Genomic DNA, 19,571 nt, shown 5'->3' with positions numbered 1-19,571 from the left:
GTGGGTCGGGGCGCCCCTCGCCTACGGGGTGTACGAGCTGGTACAGAAGGCGACACAGCTGTTCACGGGGTGAGTGCTCGGGCGTCCGAGCGTCTGAGGGAAGCCGACAACCCGGGCGCGCGATTCCTGTGGCTTCACCTGCCGTCGTACTCGCGAGTCACTGATCAGACTGGTGGATCCCGCTACCCACGGCAACAAGGGGATCCCCGACATGCACGGCACGCGCATCGCCGCCATCGGTCACTACCAGCCCGCCAAGGTGCTCACCAACGACGACCTGGCGGGCATGGTCGACACCAGTGACGAGTGGATCCGCAGCCGGGTGGGCATCCGGACCCGGCACATCGCGGGCCCGGACGAACCGGTCGACGAACTCGCCGCGCACGCCGCCGCCAAGGCCCTGGCCGCCGCCGGGCTCACCGCCCAGGACATCGACCTGGTGCTGGTGGCCACGTCCACGGCGATCGACCGCTCCCCGAACACCGCCGCCCGGGTGGCCGCCCGCCTCGGCATCCCGCAGCCGGCCGCGATGGACGTCAACGTTGTCTGCGCCGGCTTCACCCACGCGCTGGCCACCGCCGACCACACCGTCCGGGCGGGCGCCGCGAGCCGCGCGCTGGTGATCGGCGCCGACAAGATGTCCGAGGTCACCGACTGGAGCGACCGCACCACCTGCGTCCTGGTCGGCGACGGCGCCGGGGCCGCCGTGATCGAGGCGTGCGCGCCGGGGCAGGAGCCGGGGATCGGGCCGGTGCTGTGGGGGTCGGTGCCGGAGATGGGCAACGCGGTGCGCATCGAGGGCACGCCGCCCCGGTTCGCGCAGGAGGGGCAGAGCGTCTACCGCTGGGCCACCACCCAGCTGCCGCCCATCGCCCGGCGCGCCTGCGAGAAGGCCGGCATCGAACCCGCCGACCTCGCCGCGGTGGTGCTGCACCAGGCCAACCTGCGCATCATCGAGCCGCTCGCGCAGAAGATCGGCGCCGTCAACGCCGTGATCGCCCGCGACGTCACCGAATCGGGCAACACCTCGGCGGCCAGCATTCCGCTCGCGCTGTCCAAGCTGATCGAACAGGGTGCGGTCCGCAGCGGCGACCCGGCCCTGCTGTTCGGCTTCGGCGGCAACCTGTCGTACGCCGGGCAGGTCGTACGGTGCCCGTGACGTACTCGACTCCCGCTGCCTCTGGCTTTTGTGCACCGTAGACTGTAGACGAAAGACAATCCATAGTGGGCAGTCCACCGTGTACTGCATACAGGCTGCTGTCTACGGCTGCCCGACCAGGAGGGGGACCGCGATGTTGCCGACCGGACTGCCGCAGGGAGCCGTGCCCAAGCTGGAACGGCCCGGCCCGTTGCGCGACCGTGTCTACGAGGCACTGCTGGAGCTGATCACCACCCGCGCCCTGCAGCCCGGCCAGCACCTGGTCGAGAGCGAACTCGCCGGACACCTGGGCGTCTCCCGGCAGCCGGTCCGCGAGGCGCTGCAGCGGCTCAACACCGAGGGCTGGGTCGACCTGCGCCCCGCCCAGGGCGCGTTCGTCCACGAGCCCACCCAGGAGGAGGCCGACCAACTCCTGACCGTCCGCACCCTCCTGGAGGCGGAGGCCGCCCGACTGGCAGCCATCAACGCCGACAAGGCGGGCATCAACGCCCTGGAGGAGCTTTGCACCGAGGGTGAGAAGGCGGTCGCGGCCGAGGACGTGGACCGTGCCGTCGCCCTCAACGCGGCCTTCCACGCCAAGGTGATGGAGATGGCGGGCAACACGGTCCTCGCCGAACTGGCCGCCCAGGTCGACCGCCGGGTTCGCTGGTACTACACGCCGGTGGCGCGGCAGCGCGGCCGGCAGTCGTGGATCGAGCACCGCGAGCTGATCACCGCGATCGCCTTCAACGACGCACAGCGCGCCACCCACCTGATGCGCGAGCACACGGAGCACACGCGGCGGTCGTACCACGAGAGCAACAACGCCTGAGCTCGAGAGGCCCCCGGAGACACCTCCGGGGGCTTCTCGGGCCTGCTCACCGTTGTCCTGGGTGGAGCAGCGGGAGGTCCTGTTGTCAGGACGAGGTCCGCAGGCTCACCCCCGGTACGGCCGCCGCTCCGCTGTCCCGGCCCGGCTGCCGCAGCAGCAGGGCGATGGCCGCTGCCACCATCGACACGCAACCGGCCAGTGCGTACGCCCCGTTGTAGCCCCAGGCGCCGACCACCATCGAGCCCAGGCCGCCGCCGAACAGGCCGCTGACGAGTTTGCCGCTGTACACCAGGCCGTAGTTGGTGGCGTTGTAGTTCTCGCCGAAGTAGTCCGGGGTGAGTGCGGCGAAGAGCGGGTAGAAGGCGCCGCCGCCGAAGCCGGAGAGGAAGGCGAAGAACAGGAACAGCCACTCGCTCTTGATGTCGCCCGCCCAGATCACCCCGAACTGGGCCAGACCCAGGACGACGATGACGAACACGAGGGTCGGCTTGCGGCCCCAGCGGTCGGACAGCCAGCCCACGACACCCCGGCCGACGCCGTTGATGACCGCCATCACGCCCATCGAGGAGGCCGCGACCAGCGGGCCGAAGCCCACGTCCTTGGCGAAGTCGACCTGGAACGAGATACCGAAGATGGAGACTCCGGCGGTCATCACGATGGAGATCCACATCAGCGGGAGCATGCCCGTGCGGATGGCCTCCCGAGGCGTGAACTGCCGTACGGCAGGGGGGTTCTTGGCGAGGCTTGTCGCGTTCTTGGTGTCACCGGAGAACGTCAGGGGGTCGATGTCGGCCGGCCACCAGTTCTTCGGCGGGTCCTTGAAGAAGAACGCCGTGGCGAGGACCACGATCATGATGTAGCAGCCGATGAGGTCCAGGACCGGGTGGTAGTTCGCTGTGTCGAACGCGTAGTTGAAGATGAAGATGAACGGCAGGGAGCCGTACGCGAAGCCGCCGTTGACGAAGCCCGTGCGGGCGCCGCGCCGTTCGGGGAACCATTTGCCGACCATGTTGATGCACGTCGCGTACACCAGCCCGGCGCCGATCCCGCCGACCACGCCGAAGCCGAGGATCGCCAGCCACACGTTGCCGAGGTGCGAGAGGGCGAGGAAGCCGACCAGGCACATCCCGGACCCCGTGTACATCGCCCGGCGCGCGGTCAGGATTCCCTTCTCCCGCAGCCAGCCCGCCGGGAAGGCGATGCCGGCCTGGAAGAACACCCAGACGCTCAGGATCCAGAAGGTGTTGGACTGCGTCCAGCCGTGCGCGTGGGAGAGGGTGTCCTCCGCGGAGCCGTAGGCGTACTCGAAGACGCTGATCGCCATCATGGCGATCCACGGCAGGTACACCATCAGCTTGCGGGAGTGGCCGAGGATGTCCCGGTCGCTCTCCCCGATCCGGTACACGCGCCCGTGCGCGTCGGTCACTTCACGGTACGGCCGCGCGCCTGCGCCGGTGCTGTTCGTGGCTATCGGGTCTGCCGTCATGTCACGCCATCTCCTCGCCGAGCGGGTGCGGGTTGGGGACGATGCGCCGGGCGTTCGGCCTGCCCGGTGCCTTGAGGAAGAGGGCCAGCACTGCGGAGGCCAGGCCGATGGAGCCCGCGAGGACGAACGCGCCGTGGTAGTCCCACTCGCCGACGACGACCGCGCCCAGACCGGAGCCGACCAGGCCCGAGATCAGCTTCGAGCTGTAGACCATCCCGTAGTTGGTGGCGTTGTTGTTCTCACCGAAGTAGTCCGCCGTCATGGCCGCGAACAGCGGGAAGATCGCCCCGCCGCCGAACCCGGAGACCATCGAGCAGAACAGGAAGAACGGCACGCTGCCCATCTGGCCCGAGACCAGCACCCCGAACTGCGCGGCACCCAGCACCAGACACACGATGATCAGCGTGTTGCGGCGGCCGATGGGGGTGCCCCCGCGCGAGTTTGTTCGAGCGTGGGGGAGGTCGGAGATCCAGCCGATGACCCCGCACCCGGTGCCGTTCACGATGGCCTTCAGGGACATCGCCGTGGCCACGATCCCGCCGGCGAAGCCCATGTCCTTGCCGAACGGCACCTGGAAGGCGATGCCGAAGATGTTGATGCCTGCCGTGCACAGCAGACAGAACCACATCATCCACAGCACGGGCGTGCGGGCTGCCTCCTTCGGCGTGTACTGCTTGATCGCCGGCGGGTTCTTCTCCAACGCCCGCCGGATCCTGGGGTCTTCGGTGGCCTTGAGCGGATCGACGTGCGGCGGCCACCAGTTCATCGGCGGGTCCTTGAAGAACCAGCCCGCCGAGGCCACCACCAGACACAGTCCGACACCGACCGAGGCCAGCAGCACCCGGTAGTTGCTCAGGTCCAGCACCGAGGTGAAGAGGAACACGAACGGCACGGACCCGTAGGCGAAACCGCCGTTCACGAAGCCCGTCTTGCCGCCCTTGCGCTCCGGATACCACTTGCCGACCATGTTCACGCAGGTCGCGTAGACCAGGCCCGCGCCGATGCCGCTGCACATGCCGAAGCCGAGATAGACGACGACCACGTTCGGCGCGAACGCCAGCGCCAGATAACCCAGCAGCGTGCCCACCGCGCCGATCAGCATGGCCGTACGGGCGGGAAGCCGTCCGCTCTCCCGCAGCCGCCCGGCCGGAAAGGCCACGGCCGCCTGGAAGAACACCCAGACGCCCAGCAGCCAGAAGATGTGCCCACTGCTCCACAGATGCGCCTCGTGGAGCGTGTCCTCCGCCGACGTGAACGCGTACTCGGCGGAGCTGATGCCCATCATGCCCACCCAGGGCAGGACGACCATCCACTTCCGGGTCCGGCCCATCAGATCGACGTCCGACTCGCCGATCCGGTACACGCGGCCGTTGCGGTCCGTCACCTCCCGGTAGGGGACGGACGTCGTGCAGTCGGTGGTTCTCATCCCTGCTAGCACCCCTTGCGTCGAAAGCTCTGGCCAGCGCCCCCTGTCCAATGCCTTTCGTGCGCGCACGGGTCCCGGGCCCGGCCGACGCGCACCGTCGGCCGGGCCCTCCTCACTCACCTCATGAACCGCCCCCCAACAGTCCTGCCGCCCGCGCCCACCGGTACTTCGCGCCGAGCACGGCCACCGGCCGCTCGGTGGTGTACGGGTACGCCACGACCCCCCGCTCGAACAGGTACTGGCAGGCCTCCTCGACCTCGACGTCCCCCGCGAGAGACGCCACGACCGGCTTCTCGACGCCCCGCTCGCGGAACTCGGCGACCACGCGCGCGGTCAGTTCGGCGAACACCATCGGCGGGGTGACGATGGTGTGCCAGTAGCCGAGGACGAGCGCGTGGATCCGCGGGTCCTCCAGGCCGAGCCGGATCGTCGCCTCGTACGTCGACGGCGGCTCGCCCCCGGTGATGTCCACGGGGTTGCCGGCCGCCCCGAACGGCGGGATGTACCGGCGGAACGCCTCGTCCAGGTCGGGCGGGATCTCCATCAGGGACAGCCCGTTGTCGGTCACCGCGTCGGACAGCAGCACGCCGCTGCCGCCCGCCCCGGTGATGATCACGACGTTGTCGCCCTGGGGAGCGGGCAGGACGGGGAGGGCGCGGGCGTACTCCAGCATGTCGTTCAGGCCCGGCGCCCGGATGACGCCCGCCTGCCGCAGAATGTCGTCGTACACCGCGTCGTCGCCCGCGAGCGCCCCGGTGTGCGAACCGGCCGCCTTCGCGCCCGCCGCCGTACGGCCCGCCTTCAGCACCACGACCGGCTTCTTCGGCACGGTCGCGCGGGCCGCCGCCACGAACGCCCGCCCGTCCTTGAGGTCCTCCAGGTGCATGGCGATGCACTCGGTGTGCGGGTCCTCGCCGAACCAGGTCAGCAGGTCGTCCTCGTCCAGGTCCGACTTGTTGCCGAGGCCGACGATCGCCGACACGCCCGTCTTCGTGGTGCGGGCGAAGCCCAGGATGGCCATGCCGATGCCACCGGACTGCGAGGTCAGCGCCACGCCCCCCTTCACGTCGTACGGCGTGCAGAACGTGGCGCACAGGTCCTGCCAGGTGGAGTAGTAGCCGTAGATGTTCGGGCCGAGCAGGCGGATGCCGTGCCGCTCGGCGATCCGCACGATCTCCGCCTGGAGTTCGTGCTCGCCGGTCTCCGCGAAACCGGACGGGATGAGGACGGCGTTGGGGATCTTCTTCCGTCCCACCTCCTCCAGGGCCGCGGCCACGAACTGGGCGGGAATGGCGAAGACGGCCACATCCACCTCACCGGGAACGTCCGTGACACTCTTGTACGCCTTGCGGCCCAGAATGTCATCGGCCTTGGGGTTCACCGGGTGGATCTCCCCGGAGAAACCGCCGTCGATGAGGTTGCGCATCACCGAATTGCCGATCTTGCCCTGCTCGTTGGAGGCGCCGATGACGGCGACGGAGGAGGGCTGCATCAGCCGGCGCATGGACGTGAGGATCTGGTCGCGGGTGTACGTCCTCCTCGGTACCGGCTGCTTCTCGGCGAGGATCACCCGGATGTCGGCGGCGACCGCTCCCTCCGCCGTCGCGATCACCGGGTTGAGGTCCACCTCGGCGATCTCCGGGAAGTCGGCGACCAGTTGGGACACCCGCCGGATCTGCTCGGCGACCGCCCACCGGTCCACGCCCGACTGCCCGCGCACCCCGCGCAGGATCTCCGCCGCCCGGATGGAGTCGAGCATCGACAGCGCCTCGTCGGCCGACACCGGCGCGAGCCGGAACGTCACGTCCTTCAGCACCTCGACCAGCACCCCGCCGAGCCCGAACGCCACGACCTTCCCGAACGTGGGGTCGGTGACTGCGCCGACGATGACCTCCTGCCCCTGCGGCAGCAGCTCCTGCACCTGCACGCCCTTGATGCGTGCGTCCGCGTCGTACGCCCGCGCGTTCTCGATGATCCGGTGGAACGCGGCCCGTACGTCCGCCGCGCCCTCCACCCCGACGACCACACCGCCGGCGTCGGTCTTGTGCAGGATGTCCGGGGAGACGATCTTCATCACGACGGGCCCGCCGAAGCGTGCCGCGTACGCCACGGCCTCGTCGACGTCGGTCGCCAGCTCCTCGCCGGGTACGGCGATCCCGTACGCGTCGGCGATCACCTTGCCCTCGGGCGCGGTCAGCGCGGTACGGCCCTCGGCCCGCACGGCGTCGAGGAGCGAGCGCACCTTCAGCACCCGGTCTTCGGCCATCACGTCAGATCACTCCGTTCGACTTCAACAGGCGCAACTCGTCGTCGTTGAGGCCGAGTTCGCCGATGTAGACCTCTGCGTTGTGCTCGCCGAGCAGCGGTGAACCGGTCACCTCGACGGGGGAGTCGGAGAGCTTGAGCGGGCTGCCGACCGTGACGAACTCGCCGCGCTCGGGGTGCGGGACGCGCACCACCATCTCGTTGGCGGCCAGCGACTCGTCCTCGATGATCTCCTTGGTGGACAGGATCGGCCCGCACGGGATGTTGTGCGCGTTCAGCCTCTCCAGCACCTCCCACTTGGGGAGCGTGGACGACCACTCCTCGATCAGCTGGAACATCTTGTTCAGCTTCGGCAGCCGGGCCTCGGGCGTCGCCCACTCGGGGTCGCCGGCGAGTTCGGGCCGGCCGATGAGTTCGCTGATCGGCTGCCAGCCGACGGGCTGCACGATGACGTACACGTAGTCGTTCGGGCCGCCCGGCGCGCACTTGACGGCCCAGCCGGGCTGACCGCCGCCGGACGCGTTGCCGGACCTGGGAACCTCGGTGCCGAAGTCCTCGTTGGGATATTCGGCGAGCGGGCCGTGTGCCAGGCGCTGCTGGTCGCGCAGCTTCACCCGGCAGAGGTTGAGCACGGCGTGCTGCATGGCCACATTGACCCGCTGACCGCGCCCGGTGTGCTCCCGCTGGTACAGCGCCGCGAGTATCCCCGCCACGGCGTGGACGCCCGTGCCCGAGTCCCCGATCTGGGCCCCCGTCGCCAGCGGCGGCCCGTCCTCGAAACCGGTGGTCGACATCGACCCGCCCATGGCCTGCGCGACGACCTCGTACGCCTTGAAGTCGGTGTACGGGCCGTCCCCGAACCCCTTGATGGAGGCATAGACGATCCGAGGGTTGATCTCCCTGATCCGGTCCCAGGTGAACCCCATCCGGTCGACCGCGCCCGGCCCGAAGTTCTCGACCATGACGTCCGAGCGCCGGATCAGCTCGGTGAGGATCTCCTTGCCGCGCTCGGTCTTGGTGTTCAGCGTGATGCTCCGCTTGTTGCAGTTGAGCATCGTGAAGTACAGCGAGTCGACGTCCGGCAGGTCCCGCAGTTGCTTGCGGGTGATGTCGCCGCTCGGCGCCTCCAGCTTGACGACGTCGGCGCCGAGCCAGGCGAGCAGCTGGGTGGCGGAGGGACCGGACTGCACGTGCGTCATGTCCAGGACGCGGATGCCGGTCAGTGCCTTGTTGGTCACCGGGGTCACCTCACTTGTACATGGTCTGGTTCATGGTTCCGGGGGCGTACGCGTCCGGGTCGACCCAGACGTTGATCAGCGACGGCCTGCCCGACTCGCGGGCCCGGCGCAGTGCGGGGCCGATGTCGGCCGGGTCGCGGACCTCCTCGCCGTAACCGCCCAGCATCTGCGCGAATTTGTCGTACGCCACGTCGCCGAGGGTGTTGCCGACCCGCTCGCGCTCCTTGCCGTACTTGGCGGCCTGGCCGTAACGGATCTGGTTCATCGAGGAGTTGTTGCCGACGATGCCGACGAACGGGAGGTCGTAGCGGACGAGGGTCTCGAAGTCCCAGCCGGTGAGGGAGAACGCGCCGTCGCCGAACAGGGCCACGACCTCCTTGTCGGGGCGTGCCTGCTTGGCGGCGAGCACGAAGGGCACGCCGACGCCGAGGGTGCCGAGCGGGCCCGGGTCCATCCAGTGGCCGGGGGACTTGGGCTGCACGACCTGCCCGGAGAAGGTGACGATGTCGCCGCCGTCGCCGATGTAGATCGAGTCCTCGGTGAGGAAGTCGTTGATCTCGCTGACCAGGCGGTACGGGTGGATGGGCGAGGCGTCCGACCGGAGGCTCGGCAGCCGCTTCTCGAGGGCGGTCTGCTCGGCGGCGCGCAGCTCGTCCAGCCACTCCTTGCGCTTCGACGCGCCCCCGTTGAGGCGTCCCGAGGCCGCCTCGGCCACCGACTTCAGCACCAGACCGGCGTCGCCGACGATGCCGAGGTCGATGTCCCGGTTCTTGCCGACGGTCCGGTAGTCCAGGTCGATCTGTACGACCGTGGCGTCGGGGGAGAGGCGCTTGCCGTAGCCCATGCGGAAGTCGAACGGGGTGCCGACGATCACGATGACGTCGGCGTTGGAGAAGGCGTACCGGCGGGAGAGCTGGAAGTGGTGCGGGTCCCCGGGCGGGAGGGTGCCACGTCCGGCGCCGTTCATGTACGCCGGGATGTTCAGGGTGCGGACCAGGTCGATGGCGGCCTCGGTGCCGCGGGTCGTCCACACCTGGCTGCCCAGCAGGATCGCGGGCTTCTCGGCGTGCACCAGCAGGTCGGCGAGCTTCTCGACGGCCTCCGGGTCGCCGGCCGAGCGGGTCGAGGCGCGGTAGGCGCCGGCCTTCGGTATGCGCGCCCTGTCCGCCGGGACCTTGGCGTCCAGTACGTCGCGCGGTATCTCCAGGAAGGAGGGGCCGGGCGCGCCGTGGTAGCACTCGCGGAACGCCATGGACACCATGTCGGCGGCGCGCGCGGTGTCGGGTACGGTCGCCGCGAACTTGGTGATCGGCGCCATCATGTCGACGTGCGGCAGGTCCTGGAGTGACCCCATCTTGTGCTGGGTGAGCGCCCCTTGGCCGCCGATCAGCAGCATCGGCGACTCCGCGCGGAAGGCGTTGGCGACCCCGGTGACGGCGTCGGTCGTCCCCGGACCGGCGGTGACGACCGCGCAGCCCGGCTTGCCGGTGATGCGGGCGTAGCCGTCGGCGGCGTGGGCGGCCACCTGCTCGTGGCGTACGTCGACGACTTCTATGCCCTCGTCGACGCAGCCGTCGTAGATGTCGATGATGTGGCCGCCGCACAGGGTGTAGATGCGGTCGACCCCCTCCGCCTTCAGTGCCTTGGCAACGAGATGACCACCGGAGATCACGTCCTGGGTGTCGTCGGGCATGGCGAGGTCCTTGTCCCTTCGTACGGGGTTGGGAACACACTCGTCGTACGTCGTCGACTGTCGGCAGTACATTGCATACAGTCGACGAATACTGTATGAAGCTTGTTATCCCGCATCCAGTGGGTGGTGTCCAGGGGGCGTGCGGCACTTTCAAGACAGGAGCCGGAATGGACCTGTACGAACACCAGGCAAGGGAACTCTTCGAGGAACACGGCGTCTTGGTGCCGAGGGCCGAGGTGACGGACTCACCCAAGGAGGCCCGCGAGATCGCCCGCAGGCTCGGCGGCCGGGTCGTAGTGAAGGCGCAGGTCAAGACCGGCGGCCGGGGCAAGGCGGGCGGTGTGAAACTCGCCGCCGACCCGGCCGCAGCGGAATTGACGACACGTCAGATCCTCGGCATGGACATCAAGGGCCATACGGTCGGCAAGGTGATGCTGGCCCAACCCGTCGACATCGACAGCGAGTTCTACGTCTCCTACGTCCTCGACCGCGCGGCGGGCCGCTTCCTCGCCATCGCCTCGGCCGAGGGCGGCATGGAGATCGAGGAGGTGGCCGCTACCCGGCCGGAAGCGGTCGCGCGGATCCCCATCGACCCGGCCGAGGGCGTCACCTCCGCCAAGGCGGGTCAGATCGCCGAGGCGGCCGGGCTGCCGCCGCAGACCGTCGACGTCCTCGTACGGCTGTGGCAGGTGCTGGTCCGCGAGGACGCGCTGCTCGTCGAGGTCAACCCGCTCGTGCGCACCGCCCAGGGGCACATCCTCGCCCTCGACGGCAAGGTCACCCTGGACGACAACGCCCGCTTCCGACAGGCACGTTGGGGGGACGGGACGCAGGAGCACCACGATCCGCTGGAGGCGGCGGCCGCCGCCCGCGGCCTCAACTACGTCAAGCTCGACGGCGAGGTCGGCATCATCGGCAACGGCGCGGGCCTGGTCATGTCGACCCTCGACGTGGTCGCCGGCAGCGGTGCGCGGCCCGCCAACTTCCTGGACATCGGCGGCGGCGCCTCCGCCCGGATCATGGCCGACGGCCTTTCGGTGATCCTCTCCGACCCGGCCGTGAAGTCCGTCTTCGTCAACGTCTTCGGCGGGATCACCGCCTGCGACGCGGTCGCCGACGGGATCGTGGCGGCTGTCGACAGCATCCGGCTGACCAAGCCGCTGGTGGTCCGCCTCGACGGCAACAACGCCGCCCGCGGCCGCGCGATCCTCCAGGAGCGCGCGCACCCGCTGGTCGAACGGGCCACCACCATGGACGGCGCCGCCCGCCGGGCCGCCGAACTCGCCCGCACCGCCTGAGGAGAGGGAACATGGCCATCCACCTCACCAAGGAGAGCAAGGTCCTCGTCCAGGGCATGACGGGCGGCGAGGGCATGAAGCACACCCGGCGCATGCTCGCGGCCGGCACGAACGTCGTCGGCGGCGTCAACCCGCGCAAGGCCGGGCGGACCGTCGACTTCGACGGGCAGGTCGTTCCCGTCTTCGGGTCGGTAGCCGACGGTATGCGGTCGACCGGAGCCGATGTCACCGTCGTCTTCGTCCCGCCCGCCTTCGCCAGGGCGGCCGTCACCGAGGCCGCCGACGCCCGCATCCCCCTCGCCGTCGTCATCACCGAGGGCATCCCGGTCCACGACACCGTCGCCTTCACCACGTACGCCGCCGAACGCGGTACCCGCGTGATCGGGCCCAACTGCCCCGGCCTGATCACCCCCGGCCAGTCCAACGCGGGCATCATCCCCGCCGACATCACCAAGCCGGGCCCCGTCGGGCTCGTCTCCAAGTCGGGCACGCTCACCTACCAGCTCATGTACGAGCTGCGCGACATCGGCTTCTCCACCTGCGTCGGCATCGGCGGTGACCCCGTCGTCGGCACCAGCCACATCGACTGCCTCGCCGCGTTCCAGGACGACCCCGACACCGAACTCGTCGTCCTCATCGGGGAGATCGGCGGCGACGCGGAGGAACGCGCGGCCGCGTACGTCCGCGAGCACGTCACCAAGCCGGTCGTCGGCTACATCGCCGGGTTCACCGCACCCGAGGGCCGGACCATGGGCCACGCGGGCGCCATCGTCTCCGGCTCGGCGGGCACGGCCCGTGCCAAGCAGGAGGCGCTGGAGGCGGCCGGCGTTCAGGTGGGCAGGACCCCGACCGAGACGGCGGCACTCGTCCTCGCCCGGCTTACCGGAGCGCAGTGACTTCACTCATAGTTCGTGTTCGGTGACTGTCGGCTTCCCCGGTCCGTCGATACCTTCTTCGGTCTTGACCGCGGCTCCCGCGCAAGACGTCCGGCGCACGACGGTGCGAGCCGTGCGCCGGACGGCCCCGCACCTCCTGCACCCTCCGCCAACCACCCTTCCAAGGAAGGCCCACGGGTCCAAGGAAGGTCCCGCGGCCCTTTCCTCTCGACCGTGCACCGAGAGCGGAGTATCCGAATGGCACTCACCCTCACCCTCAAAGCCGGAACGTCCTGGGCCGAGGCCTGGCAGCGCTGTCTCGCCGCCGCGCCCGAGGCGTTCCGGGACGACCGTGTCCTCAACCTCTGGGACGCCGCCTGGCACGCGGACGGCCGGGCGCTGCCCGCCATCAGTCCGGTCGACGGCACCCCCATCGCGGGCCCGCCCCGGCTGGACCGGGCCACCGCCCGGCAGGCCGTGCGGGCCTCGCTCGACCAGCACCGCGCCTGGCGGCACATCCCGCCGGCCGAACGCCGGGCCCGGGTCGCCGCCACCCTCGACGCGCTCACGCACCACCGCGAACTCCTCGCACTGCTGCTCGTCTGGGAGATCGGCAAGCCGTGGCGGCTCGCCCAGGCAGACGTCGACCGCGCGATCGACGGGGTGCGCTGGTACGTGGACGGCATCGAGCCGATGCTCGCCGGCCGGGCACCGCTGGACGGCCCGGTGTCCAACATCGCGAGCTGGAACTACCCGATGAGCGTCCTCGCCCACGCCCTGCTGGTCCAGGCGCTCGCGGGCAACGCGGTCATCGCCAAGACCCCGACCGACGGCGGGGTCGCCTGCCTGACCCTCGCCTGCGCGCTCGCCGCCCGCGAGGGGATCCCCGTCACCCTGGTCAGCGGCAGCGGGGGCGAGCTGTCCCAGGCGCTGGTGCGCGCGCCCGAGATCGGCTGCGTCTCCTTCGTCGGCGGCCGCGACACCGGCGCCGCCGTCGCCACGGCCGTCGCCGACCTCGGCAAACGGCACGTACTGGAGCAGGAGGGCCTGAACACCTGGGGTATCTGGAACTACTCGGACTGGGACACGCTCACCGCGGTCGTCCCGAAACTCTTCGACTACGGCAAGCAGCGGTGCACGGCCTACCCGCGCTTCGTGGTCCAGCGTGACCTCTTCGACGCGTTCCTCTCGGCGTACCTGCCGGCGGTCCGCAGGCTCAGGGTCGGCCACCCCCTGGCGGTGGAACAAAGCGGCGACCCGTGCCCGGAGCTGGACTTCGGCCCGGTGATCAACGCGGCCAAAGCCAAGGAGCTGCGCGACCAGGTCACGGAGGCCATCGACCGCGGCGCCGTCCCCCTGTACCGCGGCAAGGAGGCCGACGCCCACTTCCTGCCCGGCCAGGACACCTCCGCCTACGTCCACCCGGTCACCCTGCTCAACCCGCCCCGCTCCTCCCCGCTCCACCACGCGGAACCCTTCGGGCCGGTCGACACCATTGTCCTGGTCGACACGGAGGCGGAGCTGCTGGCCGCGATGAACGCCTCCAACGGCGCCCTGGTCGCGACGCTCTCCACGGACGACAGGGCCACGTTCGAGAGGCTGGCGCCGCAGATCCGCGCCTTCAAGGTCGGCCACGGCACGCCCCGCTCCCGCGGGGACCGCGACGAGCTGTTCGGCGGGTTCGGCGCCTCCTGGCGCGGCGCCTTCGTCGGCGGCGAGCTGCTGGTGCGGGCCGTCACCCGGGGCCCGGCGGGGGAGCGGCTGCCCGGGAACTTCCCGGAGTACCAGCTCATGCCCTGATCGGGTGCGGACCGTACGCATTCCGTCACGTCAGGTATGAACCGCGGCCGGGGTGCTCCAGGCGCCCCGGCCACCGCTCCACGGGACGGATACGCAGGTGAAACGCACTCCGAAACCTTGGTATTGTTGTCCATGTCGCCGCGGGGAACAGCCCCCGCAAGGCGACAGACACCTAGTCCGGGTGGCGGAATGGCAGACGCGCTAGCTTGAGGTGCTAGTGCCCTTTATCGGGCGTGGGGGTTCAAGTCCCCCCTCGGACACCAGCTAAGACCCCTGTTGATCAGGGGTTTTCTGCTTTCCAGGAATGTGCGTGTCCAACCACGTGACCAACAGCCTGGAGATTCCCCAGGTCAGACCAGGGATGACAGGCCGAGTCGGCCCGCACCGGAGGCGGCGAGCTTCCGCGCTCCGTCCTTACGAGAGTGGCCGTACTTGGCCATGGTGTAGCCCGGCGAGTGGTGCCGGACGTTGGCGGAGACCTCTACAGGGTTCTCTCCGGCCTCCAGGTCGTTCGTGACCTTGCTGTGCCTCCAGTCGTGAATCCGGAAGTCGTCGGGCAGGTGCAGACGGTTGCGCAGGGTGCGCCAGCGTGCCGACACCTTCTCGGGGTCCTGCGGCCCTCCAGCCTCGCCCCGGTACAGCTTGAAGCCGTCCCGGGCGAACACCAGGTCGTGATCCACCCACGCGGAGCCGAGCCGTGCACGCTCGGCATCCTGCCGTTCCTTCTGCCACTTCAGGACGTTCATCACGGACTGATCCACGTAGATCACCGCGTTGTCGTCGCCATCCTTGGTGAGCTTGCGGAGACGGTAGGTGTTGCCCTCTTCGACCACGACCCAGCCCAGTTGGATGGCCCCCTCTTCCCACTTCACGAGAGACCACTTCATCCCCAGCGCCTCACTGCGCCGGACACCGGTAGCCGCGTAGACGGTCCACAGCGGAGCATCCCGAAGGCAGTGATGGGTCAGACCACCGTCACAGCCCCGGTTCCCGCACGGCTCCCACACGGCAGCCAGGAAGCGGGCCGTCTGGCCATCGTCCACGGTGGGGTACCTCTGCTCCTGCGCCCGTATCTCCCGCGACGTAGGCGGGTGCGCCGTCGCCGCCGGATTGGCGGGGATCAGCTTGGGCACGGCGGCCCCGAGAGCGCCGGAGAGGATGTTGTGCACGTGCCGGACGCTCTTGGCCCCGAGCGGCTTGCCCTTGTTGGTCGGGCACGGCGCGGTCTCCAGCAGCCGGTACAGATCATCAAGCGTGTCGTCGGTGACTTCGCACAGCTTCACACTGCCGATGTGCGGCTTGATGTGCAGACGGATCTTCGCCTCGTACCCGGCCACGGTCGTTCCCTCCTTCCTGAGATTCGACAGCCACTTGTCGAGCCAGTCACCCAGCTTCATGTCAGAGCGGGCCGCGATCTTGCCCGCCTCGTAGTTGCTGTGCCACTCCCGCAGCGCCTTCTCTGCTGCGGTCTTGGTCGGGTACTCCCGACCGATCCAGTAGCGCTCCTTCTTCCCTGTCGCCTTGTTGAAATGGAGCGGGGTGCGCACACCCCAGGTGTTCGGTCTGCCCTTGCGCGGGATCTCCACCGGAGTCCCCCCGAGCCCGTTACCGCGCTTTGCCACGTGTGACGGTTTGCCCTTCTACTCGTTGCCCATGAGGTAGTCAGTGACCTTGTCGAGGTATTCGCCTGTCGTGATCTCCCTTGCCTTGGGGGTGAGCTGCCCCCCGGCCTTGCCGGGCACGGTGGTCAGCAGATCCCGCTTCCGGGCCTCTTTGAGGTGGCCCCGGATCGTCTCGGGACGCTTGTGGGTTAGTTCGGCCAGGTGCGCCGTGACGTTGGGCACGGCCCGTGCAACGGCCCGGACGTAGGACTCGGCGAGGAACGCCAGGTAGGCATCCGAGATGCCTTCATTACCGAGCAGCCACCGCAGCGCCTCTGCCTCTGTGTCCTGCGTGACCTGCTGCTCAGAGTCGGCCGGCCGGGCGACACGGAACTGGTCTCCTGCCTTTTTGAAGTCGATCTGTCGCAGCACTGTGGAGGCCACGCCGCCTTGTGTGGTGGCGGGATCGGCGTCCGGGTGCGGGGTGATCAGCACGCGTGTGGGGCCGCTGGCCGGGTCGGCGTTGGCGGCCCAGCGCATGAGTACGCGCCACGGTCCTACGTCCTGGGTGATCTCGATGTGTTCACTCACACCCTCACCATAACACCCCGGGTGGACATACCTAGGTTTGACAGTCAGGGTGGCCAGGCGTACATCTGGAAGTAGGCCGGTCAGCAACGGGCAGAACCGGCCGCCCACCGGACCGACAGGGAGTGCACGCCGTGAAGATCAATTACCGCAAGCTCAACGAGGAATTTGCTGACGAAGTCATCGGGGCTTACCAAGACGGCATCATCACGGCTCTGCACGCAGGAGAACTCACCATCGATGGCGCTCACATGATTTACGACACGGTGAGGGCGCACCTTGCTCTTCTGAAGCGGCGCGCGGGGGTGACTAATTGATCACCCGCAAGCTCATGACCGTTGACGACGTGGCCGACTACCTGAACAAGCCCAAGGGATGGGTGTACGGGAACTGGAAGGCCGAACAGATTCCGTTCCGCAAGGTCGGGCAGTCGCTTCGGTGCCGCCCTACGGATCTTGACCGCTGGCTGGACGAGCAGGGGGCCGAGTGAGCTACCACTTTGCGAAGGTCTACCGGCCGGAACACTCCAACCCCGCGATCGGCAGCGCCGTCCTCCACCTGGAAACGCGTATGTGGCTGTTGGCTCTGGACCGCATGCAGCGGGGCGGGCATGCGCCGTTGGGTTCCGGCGAATTGCAACTCATCCTGACCAACGAGAAGGGGGAGCCCTACAACCCAAGCCGATACCGGCAAGCACGGCTCAATCTGGCCAGGGCGGGACTGCTGGCCCCGTCATCCTCGGCTCGATGCCTGCTCATTCCGTCCACTGTCGCAGCGATGGACGCACCGTCGAAACGGAAGCGGGAGGAGTGCGCAACGCATGGGCACAACATCCCGTGGGACGGCAGACACGGTGACTGGCTGTTCAATGCCGCAGAGGACGCCCAGCGTTGGGAGGCAGAATGCGACAACATCGCCAGGGGCGGCAGCCCGTTCCCCTCTGCGGTCTGGGCCGAGAACATCCGGATGAGCATCGAGGAAGGCGTTAACGAAACGGCGCCCTCGGCCGCTTGATACCAAGGGCGAGTCCTACGCCCCTTCTTAAATAAGGTTGACTCCAGCCGGGGCGGTCTGAGCCCTGGCTGCTCCTTTTACGTCAAGAGGCCGCCCTCTTTCATGGGGGCGGCATTTTGTTACCTGATCCAGTTCAGTGAAGTACCGGAACGGGCCTCTCATGGCCCGGACGGGTTTAGTTTGTCCGTTGCCTCGCTGACGCTCGGGGAATCGGATCTCGTCTCCGCCTCGATACTGTCGAGTCTTCCTCAGCCTTGCTCAGCCACTGCGGTTTTTCCTCCCCGGGGCAGGGTACGGGAGGAAAACTCCTCGCGTCGGAGCGCGGCCAAGGCTGGCGCGCAGCCACCCCACTTTTTCGCTTCTCTGCGAAGGACCAACAGGAGTCCCCCATATTCAATCGCCATTACTTCACTACCCGTCGTCTCGCTCTCGGCCTGTCTGTCGAGGAACTGGCGGGTGAAATCATGGTCGCCCCCTCCACCGTGTACCGGTGGGAGTCTGGGGAGACCTCCCCGAATCTGCGAACGCTCATCCGCGTTAGCCGCAGCCTGTGTGTGCCGCTCCTTGCCCTGGTGGAACAGGCCGAAGGGGACGAGAACGCGGTGCGAGCGATTCAGCTTGCCGAGATTCACCGAATAGCCAAGGAGAACAACAATGACTGATGACCCGATGCGCGCATTGATCCGAGACGAGATTTTGACGGCGATGCAGGAGGCCAGGCCCGCGCAGTACACGCGGGACGATCTCGCACACATGTCGCCGGAGCAGATTGCCGAGGCCCGACGTGCGGGCCATTTTGATGACCTGCTGTTCGGCCGTAACTGATATTCGAGGAGACCCGATGACCATCATTCACAGGGGATTTGACCTGTCTGCATTCCAGCTCTCTGACGAGACTCTGGAACTGATTCGCAAGCGTGACGCGCTGGAGGAACGCCACCGTAAGTACAGAATGGAGAATGCGGACTGCGCTCGCCAGTACATCGATGACAACCACGGCCGCGCGTCGCGTGATTACTACGTTCCCGCGTTGCGCAAGGCGGATAGGGAACTCAGGGAGCAGGAGATGCAGGCCGTAGCCGACGGCCGATCGCTTCCTGATCGGGATGAGTATCTGGCCGAGGTCCGTTCCAGAGTCAAGGAGTATGAGCGCATAGAGCCTGCCCTAGCCCGTGCTGTGGAGCAGGCCGAATCGGCAGTAACGGATGCCATTGTGAAGGAACTGCCGGAACTGGCCCGCCAGGGGTTCGAGCAGTCTGAGCGGGCACTGAAGCAGTACCGGACCGCAATCGCCAAGGCGGAAGCGGCACGCGCACAGTTGGCAGGCAGCGTCAGCCGCTTTCTGTGGGCCGCAACCGGGGGAGAGCTGACCCGGCCGAAGTGGCGAGGATTCTCAGGGGCTCTCGGGGAAGAGGTGAACGCCTGGCGGACCACGTCAGACGGCCGACTTGCCTTCGAGAGTGCCAAGGATCTGGGCCTGATCGACCAGTACCGAGGCAACCGGGCTGAGTTCGGAGACTTTGTCGCGCCGCCCGAGGAGGATGCCGTTTAACCGGGAAATGTGCGCACAGCCGTTACTGTTCCTGATTCTCGATTTTCTCGGGCCCTCGCTCATGCGGGGGCCCGATCCTCTTCGCTGCCCGTCGATTACGCACGGCCCAGCCGGCCGTGACTGTCCGTTTCTCCCGGAGGAAGCATGCCTAGGATGCGTAACCCGAACTCGCCGCACTCCCGCTATAAGGGGCTTGATGTGCTGCCGAACGACCATGGCCTTCCCGTTCCTGATCTTCCCTCCGTGCGGGAATGGTCGGATGCTGAATGCGAGCAGTGGCACCAATGGTGGAGCAGCCCCCAGTCAGCACGCTGGGATGAGTCCTACGTCCCGACTGTGGCGGTCATGCTGACCTATTATGGCAAGATCCTCGATGGCACTGCCACCCGTGACCATCTGACTGAATTCCGACAGTTGGCCACATCTCTTGGCCTGACAGCTGACGGCATGAAGCGGCTGGGTTGGGCCTTTGAGGGGGACGAATGAGCAGGCGAGCGGCCAAGGCCGGGGCCGCAGGCGCCCACGACGGCATACACCGGGCTGGCTTCGAGTGTCCGTGGGATGAGCCCCAGTGCCCGGGATGCGTCCAGGAGTTCGCTATTCACATCGGCTGGCAACTGACCGGAAAAGTGAAGCCCTGGGACGACGAATTGAAGCACCAGTCGAAGAAGTGTTATGTGTGCCGTTCCGAGGCTTTGGGGATTTGATTGGCAAACGCGATGGAAGGGAGGCACCCCCGGTGGGTCCTTTCTTTATCGAATCCCC

19 protein-coding genes and 1 tRNA gene are annotated in these 19,571 nt (G+C 68.1%); 13 read left to right on the top strand and 7 right to left on the bottom strand.

All coding sequences use genetic code 11. From position 1 onward, the window contains the following. Window positions 1-211: 211 nt before the first annotated feature. Together CRP49_RS44560 and CRP49_RS44555 are read left to right on the top strand one after the other, a co-directional pair. Window positions 212-1,159 (top strand): beta-ketoacyl-ACP synthase III, encoded by a 948-nt coding sequence (locus CRP49_RS44560; RefSeq protein WP_097259355.1) that lies wholly within the window; start codon window positions 212-214, stop codon window positions 1,157-1,159. Between the two features lie 133 nt (window positions 1,160-1,292). After that, entirely contained in the window at window positions 1,293-1,970 is a 678-nt protein-coding gene (locus CRP49_RS44555) for a GntR family transcriptional regulator (protein ID WP_097259020.1), read from the top strand. Between the two features lie 85 nt (window positions 1,971-2,055). Here CRP49_RS44555 and CRP49_RS44550 read toward each other — a convergent pair whose 3' ends face one another. The 5 genes from CRP49_RS44550 to CRP49_RS44530 all read right to left on the bottom strand — a co-directional run bounded on the left by CRP49_RS44550 (window position 2,056) and on the right by CRP49_RS44530 (window position 10,078). Continuing rightward, the gene (locus CRP49_RS44550) at window positions 2,056-3,456 is read right to left on the bottom strand and encodes an OFA family MFS transporter (protein ID WP_179852052.1); all 1,401 of its coding nucleotides are present in this window, start codon (window positions 3,454-3,456) and stop codon (window positions 2,056-2,058) included. Between the two features lies 1 nt (window position 3,457). Continuing rightward, window positions 3,458-4,882, bottom strand: a complete 1,425-nt coding sequence (locus tag CRP49_RS44545; protein WP_097259019.1) for an OFA family MFS transporter — start codon at window positions 4,880-4,882, stop codon at window positions 3,458-3,460. 121 nt (window positions 4,883-5,003) lie between these two features. Continuing rightward, the gene (locus CRP49_RS44540) at window positions 5,004-7,148 is read right to left on the bottom strand and encodes an acetate--CoA ligase family protein (protein WP_097259353.1); all 2,145 of its coding nucleotides are present in this window, start codon (window positions 7,146-7,148) and stop codon (window positions 5,004-5,006) included. Between the two features lie 4 nt (window positions 7,149-7,152). Continuing rightward, window positions 7,153-8,385 carry a formyl-CoA transferase gene (gene frc / locus CRP49_RS44535; protein ID WP_097259352.1) on the bottom strand — a complete coding sequence of 411 codons (1,233 nt, stop codon included), beginning with the start codon at window positions 8,383-8,385 and terminating at the stop codon, window positions 7,153-7,155. 10 nt (window positions 8,386-8,395) lie between these two features. Continuing rightward, window positions 8,396-10,078, bottom strand: a complete 1,683-nt coding sequence (locus CRP49_RS44530; RefSeq protein ID WP_097259018.1) for a thiamine pyrophosphate-binding protein — start codon at window positions 10,076-10,078, stop codon at window positions 8,396-8,398. Window positions 10,079-10,245: 167 nt separating this feature from the next. Here CRP49_RS44530 and sucC point away from each other — a divergent pair, with 167 nt between their 5' ends. The 4 genes from sucC to CRP49_RS44510 all read left to right on the top strand — a co-directional run bounded on the left by sucC (window position 10,246) and on the right by CRP49_RS44510 (window position 14,314). Beyond that, window positions 10,246-11,376 carry an ADP-forming succinate--CoA ligase subunit beta gene (gene sucC / locus CRP49_RS44525; protein ID WP_097259017.1) on the top strand — a complete coding sequence of 377 codons (1,131 nt, stop codon included), beginning with the start codon at window positions 10,246-10,248 and terminating at the stop codon, window positions 11,374-11,376. Window positions 11,377-11,387: 11 nt separating this feature from the next. Beyond that, the gene (gene sucD, locus CRP49_RS44520) at window positions 11,388-12,272 is read left to right on the top strand and encodes a succinate--CoA ligase subunit alpha (RefSeq protein ID WP_097259016.1); all 885 of its coding nucleotides are present in this window, start codon (window positions 11,388-11,390) and stop codon (window positions 12,270-12,272) included. 237 nt (window positions 12,273-12,509) lie between these two features. After that, window positions 12,510-14,051 (top strand): aldehyde dehydrogenase family protein, encoded by a 1,542-nt coding sequence (locus CRP49_RS44515; protein WP_097259015.1) that lies wholly within the window; start codon window positions 12,510-12,512, stop codon window positions 14,049-14,051. 175 nt (window positions 14,052-14,226) lie between these two features. Continuing rightward, window positions 14,227-14,314, top strand: a tRNA-Leu gene (locus CRP49_RS44510). Window positions 14,315-14,401: 87 nt separating this feature from the next. On the opposite strand, the gene CRP49_RS44505 is transcribed toward CRP49_RS44510, so the two are convergent. Beyond that, window positions 14,402-15,673, bottom strand: coding sequence for a tyrosine-type recombinase/integrase (locus CRP49_RS44505; protein WP_143670118.1), 1,272 nt, complete (start codon window positions 15,671-15,673; stop codon window positions 14,402-14,404). An 18-nt stretch (window positions 15,674-15,691) separates the two neighbouring features. Next, window positions 15,692-16,243: a hypothetical protein gene (locus CRP49_RS44500; RefSeq protein WP_097259013.1), complete on the bottom strand. Its 552-nt coding sequence runs from the start codon at window positions 16,241-16,243 to the stop codon at window positions 15,692-15,694. 131 nt (window positions 16,244-16,374) lie between these two features. Here CRP49_RS44500 and CRP49_RS44495 point away from each other — a divergent pair, with 131 nt between their 5' ends. From CRP49_RS44495 to CRP49_RS46665, 7 genes are all read left to right on the top strand, one after another. Further along, window positions 16,375-16,557 carry a hypothetical protein gene (locus tag CRP49_RS44495; RefSeq protein ID WP_097259012.1) on the top strand — a complete coding sequence of 61 codons (183 nt, stop codon included), beginning with the start codon at window positions 16,375-16,377 and terminating at the stop codon, window positions 16,555-16,557. Beyond that, entirely contained in the window at window positions 16,554-16,730 is a 177-nt protein-coding gene (locus CRP49_RS44490) for a helix-turn-helix domain-containing protein (protein WP_257033842.1), read from the top strand. Before CRP49_RS44495 ends, CRP49_RS44490 begins: the two co-directional genes overlap by 4 nt. Then, entirely contained in the window at window positions 16,727-17,254 is a 528-nt protein-coding gene (locus CRP49_RS44485; RefSeq protein ID WP_097259011.1) for a hypothetical protein, read from the top strand. The genes CRP49_RS44490 and CRP49_RS44485 overlap by 4 nt, the downstream gene beginning before the upstream one ends. Before the next feature lie 254 nt (window positions 17,255-17,508). Then, window positions 17,509-17,916: a helix-turn-helix transcriptional regulator gene (locus tag CRP49_RS49505; protein WP_179852051.1), complete on the top strand. Its 408-nt coding sequence runs from the start codon at window positions 17,509-17,511 to the stop codon at window positions 17,914-17,916. Continuing rightward, entirely contained in the window at window positions 17,909-18,079 is a 171-nt protein-coding gene (locus tag CRP49_RS47430; RefSeq protein ID WP_179852050.1) for a hypothetical protein, read from the top strand. The genes CRP49_RS49505 and CRP49_RS47430 overlap by 8 nt, the downstream gene beginning before the upstream one ends. 16 nt (window positions 18,080-18,095) lie before the next feature. Next, window positions 18,096-18,806, top strand: a complete 711-nt coding sequence (locus CRP49_RS44475) for a hypothetical protein (RefSeq protein WP_097259009.1) — start codon at window positions 18,096-18,098, stop codon at window positions 18,804-18,806. Window positions 18,807-18,959: 153 nt separating this feature from the next. Continuing rightward, the gene (locus CRP49_RS46665; protein ID WP_143670117.1) at window positions 18,960-19,292 is read left to right on the top strand and encodes a hypothetical protein; all 333 of its coding nucleotides are present in this window, start codon (window positions 18,960-18,962) and stop codon (window positions 19,290-19,292) included. Window positions 19,293-19,571 lie beyond the last annotated feature (279 nt).

The sequence above is a fragment of the Streptomyces sp. Ag109_G2-15 genome, from assembly GCF_900215565.1.
GTDB lineage: Bacteria > Actinomycetota > Actinomycetes > Streptomycetales > Streptomycetaceae > Streptomyces > Streptomyces diastatochromogenes.
The sequence above is the reverse complement of the archived record's forward strand: the minus strand, read 5'-3'. Positions and strand labels throughout refer to the sequence as shown.